The organism is Streptomyces sp. NPDC048523, assembly GCF_043199815.1.
Lineage (GTDB): Bacteria > Actinomycetota > Actinomycetes > Streptomycetales > Streptomycetaceae > Streptomyces.
Genome location: NZ_JBICWQ010000003.1, coordinates 778,085 through 798,995, shown reverse-complemented (window position 1 = coordinate 798,995; position 20,911 = coordinate 778,085). Strand labels below are relative to the sequence as shown.

Annotated in this window: 21 protein-coding genes; 10 read left to right on the top strand and 11 right to left on the bottom strand. The window is 70.4% G+C overall.

The window, feature by feature from the left end; genetic code table 11:
* Window position 1: 1 nt before the first annotated feature.
* From ACGFWE_RS19505 to ACGFWE_RS19490, 4 genes are all read right to left on the bottom strand, one after another.
* The gene (locus ACGFWE_RS19505) at window positions 2-1,720 is read right to left on the bottom strand and encodes an ABC transporter substrate-binding protein (RefSeq protein WP_393600568.1); all 1,719 of its coding nucleotides are present in this window, start codon (window positions 1,718-1,720) and stop codon (window positions 2-4) included.
* Window positions 1,721-1,884: 164 nt separating this feature from the next.
* Window positions 1,885-1,980 carry an Ms4533A family Cys-rich leader peptide gene (locus ACGFWE_RS19500; protein WP_329230691.1) on the bottom strand — a complete coding sequence of 32 codons (96 nt, stop codon included), beginning with the start codon at window positions 1,978-1,980 and terminating at the stop codon, window positions 1,885-1,887.
* 56 nt (window positions 1,981-2,036) lie between these two features.
* Window positions 2,037-3,902, bottom strand: coding sequence for a DUF3152 domain-containing protein (locus ACGFWE_RS19495; RefSeq protein ID WP_393600567.1), 1,866 nt, complete (start codon window positions 3,900-3,902; stop codon window positions 2,037-2,039).
* A gap of 8 nt (window positions 3,903-3,910) precedes the next feature.
* Entirely contained in the window at window positions 3,911-5,032 is a 1,122-nt protein-coding gene (locus ACGFWE_RS19490) for an alpha/beta fold hydrolase (protein WP_393600566.1), read from the bottom strand.
* A 203-nt stretch (window positions 5,033-5,235) separates the two neighbouring features.
* On the opposite strand from ACGFWE_RS19490, the gene ACGFWE_RS19485 reads away from it, so the two are divergent.
* From ACGFWE_RS19485 to ACGFWE_RS19470, 4 genes are all read left to right on the top strand, one after another.
* Window positions 5,236-5,487, top strand: coding sequence for a hypothetical protein (locus ACGFWE_RS19485; RefSeq protein ID WP_352390302.1), 252 nt, complete (start codon window positions 5,236-5,238; stop codon window positions 5,485-5,487).
* Window positions 5,488-5,721: 234 nt separating this feature from the next.
* Window positions 5,722-6,363 carry a TetR/AcrR family transcriptional regulator gene (locus ACGFWE_RS19480; protein WP_352390303.1) on the top strand — a complete coding sequence of 214 codons (642 nt, stop codon included), beginning with the start codon at window positions 5,722-5,724 and terminating at the stop codon, window positions 6,361-6,363.
* Between the two features lie 212 nt (window positions 6,364-6,575).
* Window positions 6,576-6,803 (top strand): DUF3107 domain-containing protein, encoded by a 228-nt coding sequence (locus tag ACGFWE_RS19475; RefSeq protein WP_352390304.1) that lies wholly within the window; start codon window positions 6,576-6,578, stop codon window positions 6,801-6,803.
* Window positions 6,804-6,952: 149 nt separating this feature from the next.
* Entirely contained in the window at window positions 6,953-7,219 is a 267-nt protein-coding gene (locus ACGFWE_RS19470) for a hypothetical protein (protein ID WP_037720124.1), read from the top strand.
* A 77-nt stretch (window positions 7,220-7,296) separates the two neighbouring features.
* On the opposite strand, the gene ACGFWE_RS19465 is transcribed toward ACGFWE_RS19470, so the two are convergent.
* Entirely contained in the window at window positions 7,297-8,064 is a 768-nt protein-coding gene (locus ACGFWE_RS19465; protein WP_352390305.1) for a ferritin-like fold-containing protein, read from the bottom strand.
* A 484-nt stretch (window positions 8,065-8,548) separates the two neighbouring features.
* On the opposite strand from ACGFWE_RS19465, the gene ACGFWE_RS19460 reads away from it, so the two are divergent.
* Window positions 8,549-11,152 (top strand): DEAD/DEAH box helicase, encoded by a 2,604-nt coding sequence (locus ACGFWE_RS19460; RefSeq protein WP_393600565.1) that lies wholly within the window; start codon window positions 8,549-8,551, stop codon window positions 11,150-11,152.
* 171 nt (window positions 11,153-11,323) lie between these two features.
* Entirely contained in the window at window positions 11,324-12,193 is an 870-nt protein-coding gene (locus tag ACGFWE_RS19455; RefSeq protein ID WP_393600564.1) for an alpha/beta fold hydrolase, read from the top strand.
* Between the two features lie 4 nt (window positions 12,194-12,197).
* On the opposite strand, the gene ACGFWE_RS19450 is transcribed toward ACGFWE_RS19455, so the two are convergent.
* Window positions 12,198-13,091, bottom strand: a complete 894-nt coding sequence (locus ACGFWE_RS19450; RefSeq protein ID WP_352390308.1) for an NYN domain-containing protein — start codon at window positions 13,089-13,091, stop codon at window positions 12,198-12,200.
* Between the two features lie 194 nt (window positions 13,092-13,285).
* On the opposite strand from ACGFWE_RS19450, the gene ACGFWE_RS19445 reads away from it, so the two are divergent.
* Window positions 13,286-13,438, top strand: coding sequence for a hypothetical protein (locus ACGFWE_RS19445; RefSeq protein ID WP_007384531.1), 153 nt, complete (start codon window positions 13,286-13,288; stop codon window positions 13,436-13,438).
* Window positions 13,439-13,540: 102 nt separating this feature from the next.
* Here the strand turns inward: ACGFWE_RS19445 and ACGFWE_RS19440 are convergent, their stop codons facing one another.
* From ACGFWE_RS19440 to ACGFWE_RS19430, 3 genes are all read right to left on the bottom strand, one after another.
* Window positions 13,541-14,146 carry a MarC family protein gene (locus ACGFWE_RS19440; protein WP_352390309.1) on the bottom strand — a complete coding sequence of 202 codons (606 nt, stop codon included), beginning with the start codon at window positions 14,144-14,146 and terminating at the stop codon, window positions 13,541-13,543.
* 177 nt (window positions 14,147-14,323) lie between these two features.
* The gene (locus ACGFWE_RS19435) at window positions 14,324-15,181 is read right to left on the bottom strand and encodes a PHP domain-containing protein (RefSeq protein WP_352390310.1); all 858 of its coding nucleotides are present in this window, start codon (window positions 15,179-15,181) and stop codon (window positions 14,324-14,326) included.
* Between the two features lie 115 nt (window positions 15,182-15,296).
* Window positions 15,297-15,938: a DUF6758 family protein gene (locus ACGFWE_RS19430; RefSeq protein WP_352390311.1), complete on the bottom strand. Its 642-nt coding sequence runs from the start codon at window positions 15,936-15,938 to the stop codon at window positions 15,297-15,299.
* 171 nt (window positions 15,939-16,109) lie between these two features.
* On the opposite strand from ACGFWE_RS19430, the gene ACGFWE_RS19425 reads away from it, so the two are divergent.
* Window positions 16,110-17,333, top strand: a complete 1,224-nt coding sequence (locus ACGFWE_RS19425; RefSeq protein WP_352390312.1) for an MFS transporter — start codon at window positions 16,110-16,112, stop codon at window positions 17,331-17,333.
* Between the two features lie 41 nt (window positions 17,334-17,374).
* On the opposite strand, the gene ACGFWE_RS19420 is transcribed toward ACGFWE_RS19425, so the two are convergent.
* Window positions 17,375-17,959 (bottom strand): suppressor of fused domain protein, encoded by a 585-nt coding sequence (locus ACGFWE_RS19420; protein ID WP_393600563.1) that lies wholly within the window; start codon window positions 17,957-17,959, stop codon window positions 17,375-17,377.
* Between the two features lie 515 nt (window positions 17,960-18,474).
* Between ACGFWE_RS19420 and ACGFWE_RS19415 the strand changes: the two genes are divergently transcribed.
* Entirely contained in the window at window positions 18,475-19,593 is a 1,119-nt protein-coding gene (locus ACGFWE_RS19415; protein ID WP_393600562.1) for a magnesium and cobalt transport protein CorA, read from the top strand.
* Window positions 19,594-19,603: 10 nt separating this feature from the next.
* The gene (locus ACGFWE_RS19410; RefSeq protein WP_352390315.1) at window positions 19,604-20,113 is read left to right on the top strand and encodes a hypothetical protein; all 510 of its coding nucleotides are present in this window, start codon (window positions 19,604-19,606) and stop codon (window positions 20,111-20,113) included.
* 15 nt (window positions 20,114-20,128) lie between these two features.
* Here the strand turns inward: ACGFWE_RS19410 and ACGFWE_RS19405 are convergent, their stop codons facing one another.
* Entirely contained in the window at window positions 20,129-20,887 is a 759-nt protein-coding gene (locus tag ACGFWE_RS19405; RefSeq protein ID WP_393600561.1) for a hypothetical protein, read from the bottom strand.
* Between the last annotated feature and the right edge of the window lie 24 nt (window positions 20,888-20,911).

Genomic DNA, 20,911 nt, shown 5'->3' with positions numbered 1-20,911 from the left:
GTTACTTGACCGCGACCTGCGAGATGTCCAGTACACCGGTCCAGTCGCTGATGACGACGTTCTTGATGTCCTTGCCGTACAGACGCTTGTAGACCGGGTGGAACAGCGGCACGGTCAGCGCCTGCTCGCCGATCTTCTTGTCCAGTGCGCCCCACCGCTTGGCGGCAGCGTCAAGATCGGTCAACTTGTTGATCGCGTCAATCTCGTCATTGACCGACTTGTCGTTGAGCAGGCCCGTGTTGAAGTTCGCGCCGTCCCTGACGATCTGCCGGCCGTCGAAGATCGGGGCGAGGAAGGGGCCGCCGGAGGGCCAGTCGGCACCCCAGTGGGCGAGGAAGAAGCCGGGCTCGGTCTTCACGCTGTGGATCGTGTCCGAGTAGTCGTTGTCCTCCAGGCCCTGGAGCTTGACCGTGATGCCGGCCTTCTTGAGCGCGTCCTGGATCGCGGTCGCGATCTCGGGGCTGGTCTCGAAGTCCTTGGCGTTGGAGTGCGTCAGCGTGACCGTGAGCCCGTTGGGGTGACCGGCCTCCTTCAGCAGCTCCTTGGCCTTCGCGGCGTTGCCCGTCCTGCCTGCCGGGAAGAGGTCGTACGGCTCGTAGCCGAAGGACTTCTGGTTCGGCAGGTAGGTGGTGGCGGCCTCGGCGAGCGCGCTGCCGCCGGCCGCGTTGACCACGGAGGAGCGGTCGATGGCGTACGAGATGGCCTGCCGCACCTTGACGTTGTCGAACGGCTTGACCGTCGGGTTGAACGCTATGTAGTTGGTGTAGCCGAAGTGCCCGGTGCCGACGCGGGCGGCGAGCTCCTTGTCGCCGGTCACCTTGGCGAGCTCGGCCGGGCCGAGGTTGGTGTCCGTGGTGACCGCCACCGCGTCCGCGCCCTGGGACGCCGACAGCCGCTGGTTGATCACCGACGAGTCGAGACCCGACTTGACGTCGATCTTGTCGGGGTACGCCTTGCGCTCGGCGTCCGTCGAAGCGGACCAGTACGTGTTGCGCTCCAGGACGAGATGCTCGCCGTCGTTCTCGTTGGTGACGACCTTGTACGGGCCGGAGGAGACCGGGTGCTCCTCGTACTTCGTCCCGGTGTCCTTGGCCTTCGGCACGGGCGTGAACTGCGTCTGCGTGGCCAGGTACGGGAACTCGCCCTCGGGCTTGTTCAGATGGAAGACGAGGGTGCGGTCGTCCGGCGTCTCGATCGCCGCGAGGCCCTTCTTGCCCTTGTAGGGCCCCTGGTAGTCGGCCGCGCCGACCAGCCAGTCCCGCAGGTAGGGGGCGCCACCGGAGAGTTCGGGCGCGAAGGAGCGCTCGATGCCGTACTTGATGTCGGCCGAGGTGATCGCGGTGCCGTCCTCGTACTTGAGGCCCTTCTTCAGGGTGTACGTCCACACGGTCGCGTCCTTGTTGGGGCGCCCGGTGTCGGTGGCGAGGTCGGGAACGACCTTGGCGCCGGCCGCGCCGTTCTCGCGGTTGCGGGTGGTGAGGGTGCGGAAGACGAGGGAGGGCACGTTGCCGCCGCCGGAGGTGTAGAGGCGGGCCGGGTCGAAGTCCTCCTGCGGCTTGGCGTTCAGGACCGTCAGGGTGCCGCCCTTGTGGGGCGCGGAGTCGCCACCGGAGCTCTTGGCATCGTTGTCCTCAGGGCCGCAGGCGGCGGCGCCCGCTGCCAGAACGACGCTTACGGAGACCGCGGCCACACGGCGCCTTGTGAGGGACGGTTGACGCATCGGAGACGACCTCTCGAATGGTGAGTCTCGAAGGGCGAGACGAGTTGACGAATGGTGAGACGAACGTGGACGGACGTCGGCCCCGGCGTCAGGTCGTCGAAAAGGTCGTGACTCGGGTCACGGAGAAATGCGGGATTCGCGACGCACGCGCCTGAGGGCGGGCGTCAGCGACAGAGAATGTCGGCCACGCAGAGCGGGGTCACACCGATGAGCGCCAGCTCGATGGCGGCGCTGCTCTCGACGGCATGACTAGACCACATGGGCAGCAATATGTATGACCAATCAACACATGTCAATGTGACATGAGCGCTATCGGTCAACTGCCGGGGTAGGCCCAGGCGTTGGCCCGGCAGTGGATCCCGTCGTGATCGAGGAACTTGGTCTGCTGCTGCATGACCGGCGCGAGGTCGCCGTCCTTGTCGCACGTCACATGGGAGTAGCCGAGGCGGTGACCGACTTCATGATTGATCAACATCTGCCGGTACATATGGATCTGATCACCGTATGTGGTTGATCCCTGCGCCCATCGATACGCATTGATCATCACGCGTTCGGTGGCGGCCGAGTCGCACGAGACGTTGTCCTCCGTCGTGTCGAGCCCGGACTTGGCACACCAGTCGGCCGTGGTGCCGGGACTGGCGAGCGTGATCACGAAGTCGGGCTTGCCGGAGTAGATGCGCTCGAAGGTCCGGGCGCCCTTGTGGGCCCAGCTGCGGTCGTCGTTGAGCGTCTTCTGCACGGCCTCGGCGAAAAGTTCACCGTCGAGTCCGAGCCCCTGCTCCACGTCCACGCGGTAGGTGTACTTCTGTCCCTTGCCGGGCGCCTTGTCGATCCCCTGGATCGCGTCGAACTTCCCCGAGCCGTCGAGCTTGGCGCTGAGCGGGTACTTCGTGGCCATCTTCTGCTCGTACGTCAGCGGCGCCACGACGGCCGAGGACGACGGCGAGGACTGCCCGGCCCCGCCCGTGCCGGCGTCCCGGGCGTCCCGCGCCTGGTCGGTCGCGAACGGCGCGCCCGAGGCCGTGCCACGCCCGTCGGTGACCTGCCCGGCCACGACGACGGCGAGCACGGTGACGACGGCGGCGGCCGCGATACCGGTGAACGCCCGGCCCTTGCCGCCCTTGGCCGCCGGCACGTCACCGGAGTCGGGGCCTGGGTCCGCGCCGGTGTGGACGTCGGTGTCGGCGGGCCGGTCGGTGACGGAGTTGTACGCGTCGGAGGGATGCGTGGCGGGCACCCCGGCCCCGCTGACGGGACCGTTCACGGAGACAGGGCGGCGGGACCCGCCGAGCGCGAAGACATCGACGCCGTCGGCGAACGCGTCGACGTAATCCTGTCGTGGCCCCGACCTCGATCCCGAAGGGCCCTGCCGCTGCCGCGGCGGAGCGACGCCGCGCCCTGACCCGGCGGCGCGACCGCCGCCCGGCCCCTGACCGCTCAACTCGCCCCAGGCGCCCCCGGATTCACGCTGCTCAGGATGCCCACCACGGACCCGGGGCACGCCGTGTGCGGGGGTGCCGTCGGAAAACCCCGGCAAGCCACGCGGGGGTGTCCCGTCACCCGACCGGGGAAACCCGTGCGCGGGCGTGCCATCGGGAAGCCGAGGGGACCCCTGCGCAGGCGTACCGTCCGAAAGCCGAGCGGGGACGGGCCCAGACGGCACTCCGCCCGGAACGCGGGGAAACCCGTGCGCCGGCGTCCCGTCGGGAACCCGAGGAGAGCCGGGCCCAGGCGTCACCCCGCCCGAGACCCGCGGAAACCCACGAGCAGGCGTCCCGTCCACAACTCGATGAACGCCACGCGCGGGCGTCCCGTCAGGAACCCGGGCAGAGCCAGGCTCAGACGTCACCCCGCCCGAGATCCGCGGAAACCCATGCGCGGGCGTACCCTCCGGGAGCCTCGGGCCGCCCTGTGCGGGCACCCGGTAGCCGGCTGAGCCGCTCACCGGTCCGGCTTGCGGTAATCCTGACTCGGTCCTCCGGCCCCCCGGCACCTCCTGCCGAGCAGCCTGCGGCGCCGGAGCGGGGGAAGGCGGTGTCCGATCCCGGCCCGGTGTCTCCGCGGCGAGGCCCTTGGTGCCCCGCACCGCCTCGGCGGCTGCCTGGCCTGTACCGCTCTTGCCGGAAATGCCTTGCTCGGGCCCCTTCTTGGGGGCGGGCCCGCGCCGACTGTGGCGTCCCACGCCGCGCCTCAGCTCCCCACGCTTGTGGTGTCGTCGGCCCCGTCACCGGAAGCCGTCACGGCGTCCGGCCCGTCACCCGAGGCTCCCTCACCGGAGACACCCGCGGACCTGTCACGCCGGTCAGAGCCTCCCACAGAACCGCCGGAAAAAGCCCCATCGGCCCCCTTGGCCGCTGCGGCCCCCTTCTCCCCGGCGAACTCCCGGAACGCTCCCGCCACCGTCTCCGGGTACTCCATCATCGCCACGTGCCCCGCCTCCGGCAGGGTCAGCAGGCGGGAGTCGCGGAAGGCACGGGCCGCCTTCTGGGCCATGCGGAAGCCGACGAGCTGGTCGCGACCGCCGTAGACGAGCAGTGTGGGCGCGAGGACGCGCTCGGCCTGGCGCCACAGCGCGTGCTGGCCGCCCAGCGTGTAGGCGTTCACCAGCCCGCGCGCGGACCGCGCCATCGCGTCCCAGAAGTACGGCAGTTGCAGCCGTCGTTCCATCTCCTCCACCGCGTACTGGAAGCCCTCCGGAGTGACGCGCCCGGGGTCGCCGTAGCACAGGGCCGTGACGCCGCGGACGCGCTGCTCGGCCGTCCAGTCCTTGCTGTACCGGGTGAACAGACCGGCCACGCCGGGCAGCGCGAGCAGCCCCGTGGGGACGGCGGTGCGCTGGACGCGGAGTTCCGGGAGGGCCGGCGAGACAAGGGTGAGGGTGCGCACCAGGTCGGGCCGCACCGCCGCGACGCGCGTGGACACCGCGCCGCCGAGGGAGTTCCCGAAGAGGTGGACCGGCCCGCGACCGGAGGCGTCGAGGAGGCGGATCACCGCGCGAGCGTGAGCGGTGAGCGAGTAGTTGCCGTCGTCCGGCGGCGGGGAGTCACCGAAGCCGGGCAGATCGACGGCCTCGCCGTCGACATCGCCCTCCAACCGCTCCATCAGCGCCGACCAGTTCTGCGAGGAACCGCCGAGGCCATGGACGTACAGCGCGGGCGGCAGCCCCTCGCGCGCGGCCGGCCTCGAACGCACCGTCAGAGTGATCCCCGGCAGCCTCACCGACCTCAGCCGCTCGCCCTCACCGACCCTGACGGGTGCCACTTTCGGAAGGACGGTGGCGGGCGGCACGAAGGGCAGCTCGGTCGAAGACATGCGGCAATGTTACGAGACGATCACGCACTGGTTCATGTGTTCGCCATCACAGGCCACATGTGCGAATGGGCGGGGTGCCGCCATGCGCCGTACGGCACGCGCACCGCATGGCATCCAGATCGTGTGTCTCCTAGGCTCGTACGCAGGGCACCCGCATGTGGCCCCCTGTGTACATCAGGGACGTTCTAGGAAGGGAGCCCACCATGCCCTACGACCCCACCGACCCCGAGGCCTTCACCGACCCCGAGGCGATCACGGACCCCGACGCCTTCCAGGAGGACGACGCCGTCGAACTCGGCGTCGAGGCCCCCGAGGTCGACGCGGCCGAGCAGCACACCGAGATCGCGCCCGACCGCGACGACCCGCTGACCGACGTCGACCCCGACCGGGCCAACGAGGCCGATCTCGCCGAACAGGCCCGGGTCGTCTCGCTCGACGAGGACGACTACCGGTGACCTCGGTATCGGTGACATCCATACGGCCCAGGGCGGCCGACAAAGCACTCATCAGGGCATTCCCGAGCAGGAACGGGCGACCGCTGCCCACTAACTGCCCGTTTGAAACCTTTGTGTGGCTTTCGTCACCGTCCGGTCCGTGAAATTCTGCGTTCGCACCGCGCACAGCAGGGTTACCGAAAAGTACGATGGCGGCGCGGCGCACACCGCATGTGGACGACATTGGGAGGCGGCGTGACAGCCATCGAGCAGACAGAGGCGGTACGCCCGCGGGGGACGCGCCTACCGCGCCGTGCCCGCCGGAACCAGCTGCTGGGCGCCGCACAGGAAGTCTTCGTGGCACAGGGCTACCACGCGGCCGCGATGGACGACATCGCCGAGCGGGCCGGCGTCAGCAAGCCGGTGCTCTACCAGCACTTCCCGGGAAAGCTCGACCTGTATCTCGCGCTGCTGGACCAGCACTGCGAGTCCCTGATCCAGGCGGTGCGCACCGCGCTCGCGTCGACGACCGACAACAAGCAGCGCGTACGGGCGACCATGGACGCCTATTTCGCGTACGTCGAGGACGACGGCGGCGCCTTCCGCCTGGTCTTCGAGTCGGACCTGACGAACGAGCCCGCGGTGCGCGAGCGCGTCGACAAGGTCACCAACGAGTGCGCCGAGGCGATCTGTGACGTGATCGCCGAGGACACCGGCCTCTCACGCGCGGAGTCGATGCTGCTCGCGTCGGGACTCGGCGGGCTCGCCCAGGTGGTGGCCCGGTCCTGGCTGCACAGCGACCGCAGCGTCCCGCGCGACCAGGCGGTCCAGCTGCTGACGTCGCTGGCGTGGCGGGGCATCGCCGGATTCCCGCTGCACGGCATGGAGCACCACTAGAGGCCCTGGGAACACACGCCTGGGAACACACGAAAGAACGACCCGCACGCGTGCGTGCGGGTCGTTCTTTCGTGTGCGGTGCCCGCTTGTTCCCGCGCGGTGTTCGCTGTTGGCGTTCTCGGGCGGAGCGTGTACGTCCCCTCACCGGGCTAATGTGTGCTGGTACGGCGCGGAAGGTCGCGCACTTCACTGACCGTCGGAGGGACATAGCCGTGGAGGTCAAGATCGGCGTGCAGCACGCGCCCCGCGAGATCGTTCTGGAGAGCGGTCAGAGCGCCGAGGAGGTCGAGCGCGCGGTGGCCGAGGCGCTGGCCGGCAAGTCTCAGCTGCTGAGCCTGGTGGACGAGCACGGCCGCAAGGTCCTCGTCCCGGCCGACCGTCTCGCGTACGTCGAGCTCGGTGAGGCGGCTCCGCGCAAGGTGGGCTTCGGCGCGCTGTAGGCAGACAGACGAAGAGGGGCCCGGCGACTTCAGGTCGCCGGGCCCCTCTTCGTGCGAACAGCACCCGGAGGAGGATTGCATTCCGCAGGTCACGGGTATGACGGGCTACGACCGTAATGCGCAGTGTGGCGTGTGGGAGGGACCCCATGATGTTGATCGAAGCGCTCGGCTCCGCACTGCTCGGTCTGGTATTGGCGGGAGTCGCGGCACACCGCCTCGCCCACCGCCTGCCGACCCGTTCCCTGGTCCTCGCCACGGGCACCGCGGGAGCCCTCTTCGGCGCCTTCGTGACCCACACCGCGCTGGACCCGGGCAACATCCTGCTGATCCTCCTGGGCGCGGCAGTGGTCTCGGTCGCCTCGCTGTCTCTGCTCCTGCGCCCGTCGGGAAGACTCCGCCGCTCCGCGACGGCGTGAGCGGAAAGCGCCCGTAGGGGCACCGGCGGCACCGCCACACGGGCGCGGCCGCAGCCCGCAGAGCTAGCCGCTGCGCGCTACGCAGCCAGGCCGAGCGCGGCCATCCGCTTGGTGTGCGCCTCGGTGATCCGGGAGAACATCCGCCCCACCTCGGCGAGGTCGAACCCGTCCGCGACGCCTCCGACGAGCATCGTCGACAGCGCGTCCCGGTCCGCGACGACCCGCTGCGACTGCGACAGCGCCTCCCCCATCAACCGCCGCGCCCACAGGGCGAGTCGGCCGCCCACCCGCGGTTCCGCGTCGATCGCCGCCCGCACCTTCTCGACGGCGAACCCGGCGTGTCCGGTGTCGTCGAGGACGGCCAGCACCAGCTCGCGCGAGTTCGTGTCGAGCCGCGCGGCGACCTCCCGGTAGAAGTCACTGGCGATCGAGTCGCCGACGTAGGCCTTGACGAGTCCCTCCAGCCAGTCCGAGGGCGCCGTCTGCCGGTGGAAGCCGTCGAGCGCCGCGACGAACGGCTCCATCGCGAGCGTCGGCTCCTCGCCGATCTCCGTCAGCCGGTCGCGCAACTTCTCGTAGTGGTGGAACTCGGCCGACGCCATCTTCGCCAGCTCCGCCTTGTCGGCCAGCGTCGGCGCCAGTTTCGCGTCCTCCGCGAGCCGCTCGAAGGCCGCCAGCTCGCCGTACGCGAGCGCGCCGAGCAGGTCGACGACCGCGGCTCGGTACTGCGGATCCGCGGAGGCCTTTGCCCAGTCCTGGGCGGCGACACCGGTGTGCTCGACGGGGGGTTCGGCAGGGGTCTCGGAGGCGTTGTCGGGCTTGTCAGAGGTCGTCATGAAGCGCACAATAGCCCGCTCTCCGGACGGCGGAAGGCCCTGGTCAATCAGTGTGACGACGACTACGTGACCAAATCGGCCATCACATGTGCACGATTCCGGGGTATGGTGGTAATGCGCCTGCTGGTACGACGGCACTTCGTGAGTGCCGTACCTCGACAGGCCGCACGTATGAGGATGCCCGGTCGGTGGCCCGATCGGCTCCGACCCGACAAGCCCTCCTCGCCCGTACGGCACAGTGCGTACGGAGTTCGGAGGGGGACCCTCAGCGGTACGAGCGCTAGAGCGTCGGCAGTGGTCCCGTGCCATTACGGCTTCGCCGTAAGGCAGCCGACGTCCCCAGCACGGTAGACGACCCCCCGCGCTCGCCTCGCACCGCACACACAGAAGAGGCAGCACCCTGACTACGACCTTCCGCGATCTCGGGATTCTGACCGAGACGGCCGAGGCCCTCGAAGCCGTCGGCATCGTCAACCCCTTCCCCATCCAGGAGATGACGCTCCCGGTAGCCCTCTCCGGCTCCGACGTCATCGGCCAGGCCAAGACCGGTACCGGCAAGACGCTGGGCTTCGGCCTCCCGCTCCTCGAGCGCGTCACCGTCCCCGCCGATGTCGAGGCCGGCCGCGCCAAGCCCGAGGACCTGACCGACGCCCCGCAGGCGCTCGTCGTCGTCCCCACGCGCGAGCTGTGCACGCAGGTCACCAACGACCTGCAGACCGCGGGCAAGGTACGCAACGTCCGCGTTCTCGCCATCTACGGCGGCCGTGCCTACGAGCCCCAGGTCGAGGCCCTCAAGAAGGGTGTCGACGTCGTCATCGGCACCCCGGGCCGCCTGCTGGACCTCGCGGGCCAGAAGAAGCTCAACCTCGGCCACATCAAGGCGCTCGTCCTCGACGAGGCCGACGAGATGCTCGACCTGGGCTTCCTGCCCGACGTCGAGAAGATCATCAACCTGCTGCCGGCCCGCCGCCAGACCATGCTGTTCTCGGCGACCATGCCGGGCGCGGTCATCAGTCTCGCGCGGCGCTACATGTCGCAGCCCACGCACATCAACGCGACCTCGCCCGACGACGCGGGCAGGACGGTCGCGAACACCAAGCAGCACGTGTACCGCGCGCACAACATGGACAAGCCCGAGATGGTCGCGCGCATCCTGCAGGCCGACGGCCGGGGACTGGTCATGGTCTTCTGCCGTACCAAGCGCACCGCGGCCGACCTCGCCGACCAGCTCAAGCAGCGCGGCTTCGCGGCCGGCGCGGTCCACGGCGACCTCGGCCAGGGCGCCCGCGAGCAGGCGCTGCGCGCCTTCCGCAACGGCAAGGTGGACGTGCTCGTCTGCACCGACGTCGCCGCCCGCGGCATCGACGTCGAGGGCGTCACGCACGTCATCAACTACCAGTGCCCCGAAGAGGAGAAGACGTACCTGCACCGCATCGGCCGTACGGGCCGCGCGGGCGCCAAGGGCATCGCCGTCACCCTCGTCGACTGGGACGACATCCCGCGCTGGAACCTGATCAACAAGGCGCTGGAGCTCAAGTTCAACGACCCGCCGGAGACGTACTCCACCTCCCCGCACTTCTACGAGGAGCTGAACATCCCCGCGGGCACCAAGGGTGTCCTGCCGCGGGCCGACCGCACTCGTGCGGGGCTCGACGCGGAGGAGCTCGAGGACCTGGGCGAGACGGGCGGACGCGGTGCGCGCGGCCGCGGTGACCGTGACCGCGGTGACCGTGACCGGGGTCGCGGACGAGGTGGCCGGGACGAGTCCCGCTCCGCCGACCGCGAGCACGCGGACCGCGAGCGCGGGGACCGTACGCCGCGCCGTCGCCGTCGTACCCGCAGCGGTACGCCGCTGGAGGCCGGCGCCCCCGCCGAAGCGGTCGCCCCGGAGGCGGTCGCTCCGTCGGAGACCACCGCGGTCGAGGACGCCACCACGACCCGCACCCCGCGCCGCCGTCGCCGCACCCGTGGTGCGGCGTCCGACTCGGCGCCGGCCACGGCGACCACGGCGACCACGGCAGCGGTGGCGGTCGAGCCGGCCGTGTCCGAGGCCGCGGAGTCCGCCGTCACCACGGCGGAGGGTCCGTCCCTGGACACCGAGGCCCCGGCCAAGCCGCGCCGCCGCCGGACCCGCAAGTCCGCGGAGGCGCCGGCCGTGGTGGAGACGGTCGTGGAGACCCCGCCGGTCACGGAGGCCGCTCCGGTCGCCGAGACCGCTCCGGTGGAGGCCCCGGCGACGAAGCCGCGCCGTACCCGCAAGACGGCTGCCGCGTCGGCTCCCGCCGAAGCCGCCGTGGACACGGCCGAGGCCGCGGAGACCAAGCCGCGCCGCACTCGCAAGACGGCCGCCGCGGCTCCCGCCGCCGAAGCCGCCGTGGACACCGCGGAGGGCACGGTCACCAAGCCGCGCCGCACCCGCAAGACCACGGCAGCCCCGGCAGAGACCGAGGCCGTCACGGACACGGCCGAGGTCAAGCCGCGCCGCACCCGCAAGACCGCGACCGCGGCTACGAAGCCCGCCGAGACCGCGGTGGACACGGCCGAGGCCGCCGAGGCCAAGCCCCGCCGCACCCGTAAGGCAGCGACCGCGGCTCCCGCCGCAGAGGCGGCCGTGGACACCGCGGAGGGCACGGTCACCAAGCCCCGCCGCACCCGCAAGGCCGCCGAGCCGGCCGTGACCGCCGAGATCCCGGCCCAGACGGTCCCGGAGACGTCCGAGGCGGCCGAGGTGGCCAAGCCCCGGCGTACACGGAAGACGGCGAGCACCGCGAAGGCGGCCGAGGCGGCCGTGGACACCGCGGAAGGCACGGTCACCAAGCCCCGCCGCACCCGCAAGGCCACAGCGGCCCCGGCGGAGACCGCGGCCGACACGGCGGAGACCGCGGAGGCCAAGCCGCGCCGCACCCGAAAGACCGCGGCCACCGCCGAGGTCGTCACGGACGCGGCCGACGCCAAGCCCCGTCGGCGTACCACCCGCAAGGCCGCCGAGCCCGTGGTGAGCGCCGACATCCCGGCCCAGGCCGACCAGGAGCCGAAGGCTGCCGCACCGCGCCGCCGGACCCGCAAGACGGCCGCCGCGGAGCCCGCGGACAGCTGATCCCGACGCCGACGGCCCGGTCCCTTCACCAGGGGCCGGGCCGTCGGCGTTCCCGGCACCGCCCGTGACAGCCGCCGCCGAACCCACAACCGTCCGAACGGCACCCCGTGGCACCTCCCGGCCCCCCTACGACGCCGGACCCGCCACCCCCGCCCGGGATACCCTCACCCCGTGAGCACCCGAGCCGTCTTCACCCCGCCGCCCGGCGCCCGCGTCCATCCCCTGCGCACCGCTCGCGGTGAGTTCGCGGCCGTGGATTCGGCCGTGGCTCCCGGTGTCGCCGCCAAGGGCACCGCGCTGCTGCTGCCCGGATTCACGGGCAGCAAGGAGGACTTCACGCTGCTCCACGAACCGCTCACCGCGCGCGGGTACCGGGTGGTGGCCGTGGACGGGCGGGGGCAGTTCGAGTCGGACGGGCCGGAGAGGGACGAATCCGCTTACGCGCGAGTCGAGTTGGCGCGGGACGTGCTCGCCCAGACCGCCGCCCTCGACACTCCCCTGCACCTGGTCGGGCATTCCCTGGGCGGTCAGATCGCGCGGGCCGCCGTACTGCTCGACCACTCCCCCTTCCTCTCCCTCACCCTCGTCTCCTCGGGCCCCGCGCAGATCTCCGACTCCCAGCAGCAGCGGGTGAAGCTGCTGCGGGACGCGCTCGGTGTGATGACTATGGCCGAGGTGTGGGACACGATCCTGGCCATGGGCCCGCCGGAGGATGTCGGCGGCCCCGCCAAGGACGCCGGGGACATCCCCCAGCTCCGCCGCCGCTGGCTCGGCAACAAGCCGGCCCAACTCCTCGCCACCGGGCGTCAGTTGTGCACGGAACCGGACCTGGTCGGCGAACTCGCCGCCGTCCCGCTGCCGTTCCACGTCCTGTCCGGCTCACAGGACGACACCTGGCCGGTCCCCCTCCTCGACGACATGGCCGTACGACTGCGCGCCCGGCGCACGGTGATCACGGGAGCCGACCACTCCCCCAACGCCGACGAGCCCCTCCCCACCGCCCACGCCCTGGCCGACTTCTGGGACACGGTCGGCCACTGAGCGGTCAGTACTGCCCCTGCACGTGCTCCCAGAACCCGTCCCGCAGCGACCGCCGCAGATCGGCCTGCCCCCGCAGGGAGTACTGGAGAAGTCCCTCCGCCTCCACCAGCAGGTCCTGGTCGACCGAGCCCGGAAGATAGGGATGGCCGGGCAGGAGGTCCTGCAGTGCCGCCCGCCCCCGCTCCGCGAGCCACTTCGCGGCGATCTGCGCGCCCACGAACCGGACGGCGTCACGGGTGGGTCGGGTGGCCGTCGCCTCGTAGGGGCCGGCGGCCCGCCGGGAGACGTACGGCTTGAAGAAGTCGAGGTCGAGGGTGCGCTGGCTGTCGACCTCCCACAGGAGCGGTTCCGCCTGGTTGCGGCCCTCCGGTGCCTCGATGCCCCACAGGTGGACACGGGCGCCGTAGCCCTGGGCCGCCTCGACCGCCGAGACCAGATCCTCGTCCCCGCCCAGGAGCGCGGCGTCGCTGATCGCGCGGTGCCGGGCCAGGGACTCCAGGTCGGAGCGGATCAGCGAGTCGACGCCCTTCTGCTGGTTGTTGGCGTTGAGGTTGCCCAACCTGACCTTGACGTCCGGGAGTTCGGCGATGGACTGCTGCTCCGCGGTGTGGATACGGCGCCTCGCGCCGTCGTACCAGTAGACCCTCAGCAGTCTGCTGTCCGCGAAGATGGTCCGTGCCCGGTCGATGAGGGCCTCGATCAGGCCCTCGGTGTCGAGCTCGAAGGCGCGACGGTCCTCGGTGCCGGCGACGAGTCGTCCCGCGGCCGCGTAGAGATATCCCGCGTCGACGAAGATCGCATGCGTCGAGGGCGTCTTCGCCACCTCGGCGAGCATGCGCGTGAGCAGCTCGTTGGTGCGGTCGATGCGGGCGCTCAGCGGCGCCAGGTCGTCGTTCATCGCCACCATTGTCCCGGCGGTCACGCTGCGAACACAACCGGTCCCAAGGAGTCTCCGAAGACTCACTTACCGGTCAGTAGTTAGCTGTTCGAAAAATTTCTTTAGCGTAGGGAATGTTTGTAACACACGCCCCGTTGACTACCTGTGTACGCAGTAATTCTCCGCAGGAGGATGACCAGACGAAGGGAGAAGCCATGCGCTTCGAAATCATGCGACTCGACGACGTCGACGGCACGCCCGTGGACAGTACTGTCGTGGACGCCGCCTCCGTCAACCGGATCGTTCAGCAGGCCGCCGCGATAGGACAGCGGCTCTGGATCCGTCCGGCCGACACCTCGGCCTCATAACCGGAACAGTACAGACGCGGATCACCGCTGAAGCTTCAGAGCCCCCGCCCGGCATCGACGCCGGGCGGGGGCTCTGCGCATGCCGCGAGCAACCCGAGGGGCTCAGCTCCCCTGGACGACCTGGGTGATCCCGTTGATGATCTGCTGCACGGCGATCGCGGAGAGCATCATGCCCGCGAGCCGGGTCACGAGCACGACACCGCCGTCCTTGATGACCCGGATGATCAGCAGCGAGTACCGCATCACCACCCACAGCACGACATGGATGGCGAGGATGGCCGTCCACACCGAGACCTGGGTGGCCACGCTGTGGGCCTTCTGCACGGCGAGGATGACGGAGACGATCGCACCGGGACCCGCGAGCAGCGGCATGCCCAGGGGGACGAGTGCCACGTTGACGTCCTTGGTCTGCTTCGGCTCGTCCGTCTTGCCGGTGAGCAGGTCGAGCGCGATCAGCAGGAGCAGCAGCCCGCCCGCGATCATCAGCGCGGGCACGGAGACGTGCAGGTAGTTCAGGATCTGGTGGCCCAGGAGCCCGAAGACGGCGATGACACCGCCGGCCACACAGACGGCCTGGAAGGCCATCCGCTTCTGCACCTTGCCGGGCCGGCCGGCAGTCAGCGCGAGGAAGATCGGGGTGATCCCGGGGGGATCCATGATGACGAACAGGGTGAGGAAGAGCGAGCCGAAGACGGCGACGTCGAACATGACGGAACTGGCCTTACAGAAGAGGTGAACACGGAACCGTGAACGGGCGACGGCCCACGGCGCCGGTACGGGACACGGAGCTGGTGACGACCTGCGGCGCCGGGCACGGAGAGGCCGAGCGGGGCACAGGCCTGGTGACGCGAGGTGCGGTGTGGTGCGGGAAAGCGGCGCCGGGCTTCAGATTCCGCCGGTACCGGGAACGGGAAACGCACCCGTCGCCCGCCGCGTGATCTCCCCGTACACCTCGGGGTCCGTCGTGTACTCGCCGAGAGCGACCGTCTTGCGGCTGCCGTGGTAGTCGCTGGACCCGGTGACGAGCAGCCCCAGGTCGGCGGCGAGCCCGCGCAGCCGTACGCGGGTGTCCTCGTCGTGGTCCATGTGGTCGACCTCGATGCCGTCGAGGCCGGCGGCGGCCATCTCGGCGATCGCGGACTCCGGGACGGTGTGACCGCGCTTGCTCGCACCCGGGTGGGCGAACACGGTGACGCCGCCGGCGCCCTTGACCAGCCGGATGGCCTCGAAGGGGTCGCTCTCGTGCTTGGCCACGTGGGCACGGCCGCCGTCGGCCAGCCAGTCGGTCGTGAAGGCGTCGTTCACGCTCGCCACGACCCCCGCCTCGACGAGAGCGGTGGCGACATGCGGCCGTCCGACGGACCCGTCCCCGGCGATCCGCGCCACCTGCTCCCAGGTGACCGGCACACCCAGCTCCTGGAGCCTGGCCACCATCGCGCGCGCCCGGGGCACCCGGTCGTCCCGCACCAGCTCCCGCTCGGCGAGCAGCTCCGGCTCCTCGGGATCGAACAGGTAGGCCAGCATGTGCATGGACACCCCGTCGATCCGGCAGGACAGCTCGGCCCCGGTGACCAGGGTCAGCCCCGCGGGCAGCGCGGCGATGGCCTCGCCGTGGCCGCGGGTCGTGTCGTGATCGGTGAGGGCGACGACGTCCAGCCCGGCAGCGGCGGCGTTGCGCACCAGCTCGGCGGGCGTGTCGGTCCCGTCGGACGCCGTGGAGTGGCAGTGCAGGTCGATACGCACGACACGGGCTCCAGACGCTGATGGAACAGAGGAGGACGCTCAAGGATAACCGGATTTTCCGACTCCTCTGTCACACCCGCAGCGGGGGTTCACCCCCTACAGCGCGCCTCTGTAGTCAGGGTTTCAGCAGCCGGGGTGACAGCGCCCCGCAGGGCACCAGTTCCACTTCCGCGCCGGCGTCCCGCAGATCCGTCAGGACCAGCTCGTCGTACATCAGCAACCCGGACTGCTCGGGCCACACCACGGCCCACAGCCACAGCCCCAGCGCCTCGCCCGCGAACACCGCCCGGTCCTCCGGCGCCCCGGAGACATGCCACAGCGGAGTCGGCCGGCCGGCGGCGAGCACCTTGGCCTGCGGCGGTTTCTCCACGCTCATGTACGGCCCCGGATCCGGTCCGTCGATGCCCGCGTAGCGCGCTCCGAGCCCGACGCCGAGCTCCTCGGCCACAAGGATCAGCTCGCCGACACCGCCGAGCGGTCCGGGTCCCGTGCACGCCACCGCCGTGGCGCGGCCGCCGCTGCGGTCGTCGCCCGCGCAGGCCACGCCCGTGAACAGCCAGCCGACCGGCAGCGGCCAGGGCATCCACACCGGTACCTGCGTGCGGTGCACCACGACTTGGAGGGCCTCGACGCTGGGCGGGATCACGGGCTGCAGCGGATGCACCGTCCCGTGCACGTCGCACTGCCAGGAATCGGCGAAGAGTCCGGGAGCCCTGACCCGGCCACCACACTTCGGGCAACTGGGTTCGCCCCTCATAGGGCCCCACGGTCCTACCCTCGCTCCGCCACGTCAAGGACGATCACCCGTCCGGACGGAACCGGTTCACGCGGGCACCACCAGGGGAAACTAGATGTAGCTTGCATTATTTAGCCGACCTAACTTAGTATGTGCATATACCAACTATCTCAGCGGAGTGGAGGAACGACCATGGACCCCTTCGATGCGGGAGCCGGCGGCATCCTGCGCCAGCCGAAGGCCGTATGGGCGACGGCGGGCGCCTCCGTCGTCGCCTTCATGGGCATCGGACTCGTGGACCCGATCCTGCCGTCGATCGCCCAGGGCCTGGACGCCACGGCGAGTCAGGTCTCCCTCCTGTTCACCTCGTACTTCCTCATCACCGCGATCGCCATGCTGGTCACCGGCTTCGTCTCCAGCCGCATCGGCGGCAAGAAGACGCTGCTGCTCGGCCTCGCCCTCGTCGTGGTCTTCGCGGGGCTCGCGGGCACCTCGGGCTCGGTCCAGGAGCTGGTCGGCTTCCGGGCCGGCTGGGGTCTGGGCAACGCCCTGTTCGTCTCCACGGCCCTCGCCGTCATCGTCGGCGCGGCGGCCGGCGGCAGCGCGGCGGCGATCCTGCTGTACGAGTCCGCCCTCGGCCTCGGCATGGCCTGCGGCCCGCTGCTCGGCGCCCTGCTCGGCGACGCCAGCTGGCGCTACCCGTTCTTCGGTACGGCCTTCCTGATGGCGATCGGCTTCCTGTGCGTCACGGTGTTCCTGAAGGAGCAGCCGAAGCCGGCCCGCAAGACGTCCCTGCTCGACCCGATCAAGGCCCTCGGCCACGGCGGGCTCGCCTCGGCCGCGGTGTCGTCCTTCTTCTACAACTACACGTTCTTCACCGTGCTGGCCTTCACCCCGTTCGTGCTGGACATGACCCCGTACAAGTCGGGTGCCGTGTTCTTCGCCTGGGGTGTGCTGCTCGCCGTCTTCTCGGTGTTCGCCGCGCCGCGCCTCCAGGAGCGGTTCGGCTCCCTGAAGGTGCTCGGCGGCTCACTCGTCCTGCTCGCCCTCGACGTGCTCGTCCTCGGCTACGGCAACCACACCGCGGCCGTCGTCTGCACGATCCTGTCCGGCGCCTTCATCGGCGTGAACAACACGGTCTACACGGAGCTGGCGCTCGGCGTGTCGGACGCCCCGCGCCCCGTGGCGAGCGCGGGCTACAACTTCGTGCGCTGGTTCGCGGCGGCCGCTGCGCCCTACTTCGCGCCGAAGATCGAGGAGTGGACCGACATCCACATCCCGTTCGTGGTGGCCGCGGTGACCGCGGTGCTGGGCGCGCTCGTGGTCGTCGTCCGGCGGAAGGCGCTCACGCACGAGGCCGAGGAGCTGGAGCCGAGGCACGCGACCGAGGACAGCGTGGCCGTCTTCGCCAACTGACGGCTTACGGCCACCACTTGGTGACCTTGCTCACGCGAGGCTCACTCCAGCGGGACGGACTTGCGGGACGGATCCCGAAGGTCCGTCCCGTTCGTCAGCCAGCGCTCCTGGAGGGCCTGGGCGCCGTGGACGCGCTTCCAGGCGGCCTCGTTGGGTGTCATGGGGAGCAACGGCAGGAAGTGGACCGGGTCGAGGGGCTCGTCGAGCTCCAGGTCCTCGACCAGGCCGCCCGGCTCGGCGACCAGGACCGAGGTGAACGGGGCGCCCGGCCACAGGGGTTCACCCACGTCGAGCGAGGCGCCCGGCGCCACGACCAGGCCCTCGACCTGCGGGGACGCGGCGAGCACGGCGAGCGGGCGGAGCACCTTGTCGGTGTCGGCGAGTCCTGCCCGTACGGAGAGGACGAGCTCGGCGCGCGGGCCCTTGACCGGGTCGGCGAGCATCGCGGTGGGGTCGCCCATCGGCTGGGCGGACATGCCGAGGGTGGCGTAGCGGACGATGTCCCCGTCGGTGAAGCGGAGCACCTCGATGCGGTCCGTGCCGAGGAAGGTGACCGCCGCGCGTGCGTCCGGCTCGCCCAGCGCGCTGCGCAACCGGGCCTCGACCAGAGGAAGAACATCTGCCATGCGGCGAGCATAGAACTCGTCAGTGCCGGGCAAAGCAGCGCCTTGACAGTTCGGCCTGCTGGTACTCTGGCCCGGTCGTCGGGGCAGCACGCTGATGGGGGTACCTCCCAGGCTTTAGGCACTGGGGGAGTCGCGTATCGAGTCCCGACGCCTGTGAGACTCCCTTACGGGAATGGATCGTCCCTTACGAGGGACCGGCCGGAGGAGGTGGGGCTGTCATGGATCGAAGTCGACCTGGTAGTACCACTCGTTCTTCCGGCCGCTGATGCAGCTCTGTGACTTTCGGCAACCGCCGCCTCTCACGTTCGCGTCTTCGTGCGGAAGAGCACTTCGTTCGTTTTGCCTGATCTTTCTGATCGCCAGCAGTAGCTGAATCAGTAACGAAGTCCGCCACCGCGATGGTGCGGTGCTCCCCGCTTTGTGGACGTGCCAAACACCCACAGCAGGACGTCCTCATTCCGGGTAGTTCCACCCGTCGCCGGGGCCCTTTGTTGCCCGTCACGAAGGAGCCTGCCATGTCGATGATCCGTGACCTGCGTGCAGCCGTGCGTCCGTCGCGTCCCTCGCTGCGCAAGGACACCGGCGCGTACGACGCGACGCGCGACCCCTCGACGCCCTCGGCCGTCGTCGACTGCGCCGTCTACCGCGACGGCCGGCGTGTGGCGACCGACCAGCAGCTGAGTCCGCACGAGGCGATGCGCCAGGTGCGCCGTGACGGCGGGTTCGTGTGGATCGGTCTGCACGAGCCCAGCGAAGCCGAATTCTCCGGTATCGCCGGGGAGTTCGGGCTCCACCCGCTCGCCGTCGAGGACGCCGTCCAGGCCCACCAGCGGCCCAAGCTGGAGCGCTACGACGACTCCCTGTTCACCGTCTTCAAGACCATCCACTACGTCGAGCACGACGAACTCACCGCCAACAGCGAGATCGTCGAGACCGGCGAGGTCATGTGCTTCACCGGCCGGGACTTCTTCATCACCGTCCGGCACGGCGGCCAGGGCTCGCTCAGGGCGCTGCGCCACCGCCTCCAGGACGACCCCGAACTGCTCACCAAGGGCCCCTCGGCGGTGCTGCACGCGATCGCCGACCATGTCGTCGACGGCTATGTCGCGGTCGCCGACGCGGTGCAGGACGACATCGACGAGGTCGAGACCGAGGTGTTCACCCCGGGACGCGGCGGCAAGGTCTCCCGCGGTGTCGACTCGGCCCGGATCTACCAGCTCAAGCGCGAGGTACTGGAGTTCAAGCGGGCCGTCGCCCCGCTGCTGCGGCCCATGCAGCTCCTCAGCGAGCGGCCGATGCGGCTGGTGGACCCCGACATCCAGAAGTACTTCCGGGACGTCGCCGACCACCTCGCCCGGGTCCAGGAGCAGGTCCTCGGCTTCGACGAACTCCTCAACTCCATCCTCCAGGCCAACCTCGCGCAGGCGTCCGTCGCCCAGAACGAGGACATGCGCAAGATCACGTCCTGGGCCGCGATCATCGCCGTACCGACGATGGTGTGCGGGGTCTACGGCATGAACTTCGACTACATGCCGGAGACCCACTGGAAGCTCGGCTATCCCGTGATCATGGCGATCACCGGCGTCATCTGCATCGGCATCCACCGCACCCTCAAGCGCAACGGCTGGCTCTAGGGTGGGCGTCATGACACGTGAGCTGCTCGACCGGGCCCTCGTCGAGGAGGCCACGAAGAAGTCCGGCCTCATCTGGGTCAGGGGACCCGGCGGCCCGGCCCGCGCCCTGTGGCACGTGTGGCACGAAGGTGCCGCGTGCCTGGTGGGCGACGGGCCCGGGGAGCAGCCGCTGCCCGGGCTGGCCGACCGGGGCGGCGCCGAGGTGACCGTCCGCAGCAAGGACAAGGGGGGCCGGCTGGTCTCCTGGGCGGCGACAGTCGTCGAACTGGCGCCCGGGTCCGAGGCGTGGCAGGCGGCGGTCGCCGAGCTCAAGGGGAAACGGCTGAACGCCCCCGACGGCGAGGCCATGACGGACCGTTGGTCCCGCGAGTGCCGGGTGCTCCGGCTCGAACCGACCGGGGTCACGGCGGCGCTGCCCGACGGCGACCTGGCCGAACCGCCGCTGCCGACGACGGCGACCACGCGTGAGCCGATCCCCGCGGGGCTTCCGCGGCTGCTGATGAAACGGCGCAAACGCTAGGACCCGGCAGCCGCGTCAGGACGTCGGCAGCTGCTTGCCGTAGTCGACCGTCTCGTCCTTGCCCGGTTCGGCCAGGGAGAAATTCTTGCCCCAGGCCGAGAAGGTCAGCGTGCCCGCGCCGCCCGCCCGGGCCAGTCGCAGGGGGTACGGCTGCCCCTCCAGGGAGACGTCCAGCGTGCCGCCGTCCCCCTGGTCACCCGTGATGCGGATCGTGCGGGTACCCGCCTGCTCGTGGTGGCCGTCGGTGTCCAGGCTGCCGTGCAGCGTCAGAAGCCCGTCGAGGAGAACGTCCTTGTCCGTGAAACCGCTGAACTTCTTGTACGCCGGGTCGCCCGACGGCACCTTCACGTACTTGCCGTCGAGCTTGCCGGCGGCCGCGTCCGTGTCCTCACCCTTGTCGTCGCCCTTGTCGTCGGCCTTGGTCCAGAAGCCCGCGTCGGCCTTCAGATACAGCTCCTCGCCGATCCGCAGCAGCTGGAAGGTGCTCCCCTCCGCGGTGACCGATCCGGAGCCGCCGGCGGAACTCAGGCGCATGTCGAGCCGGTATGTACGGCCGCTGGTGACCACGTTCCCCGACAGGCGCAGCGCGTCGGCGGACTCGGCGGCCGCCCGCGTCTTCGACTGGATCTGCTCGGCGGGCAGTTTGCCGACCCCGTTGGTGCCCGCGTCGGGATCCTCGCTGCAGCCCGTCAGGCCCGTTCCCGTCACGACCAGGGCGCACATCGCGCCCACCACAACGGTCCTGCGGGCACGGCCCGGGGGAATCGCGGTCACAGGTGGGGCTGCCTTTCCGACGAG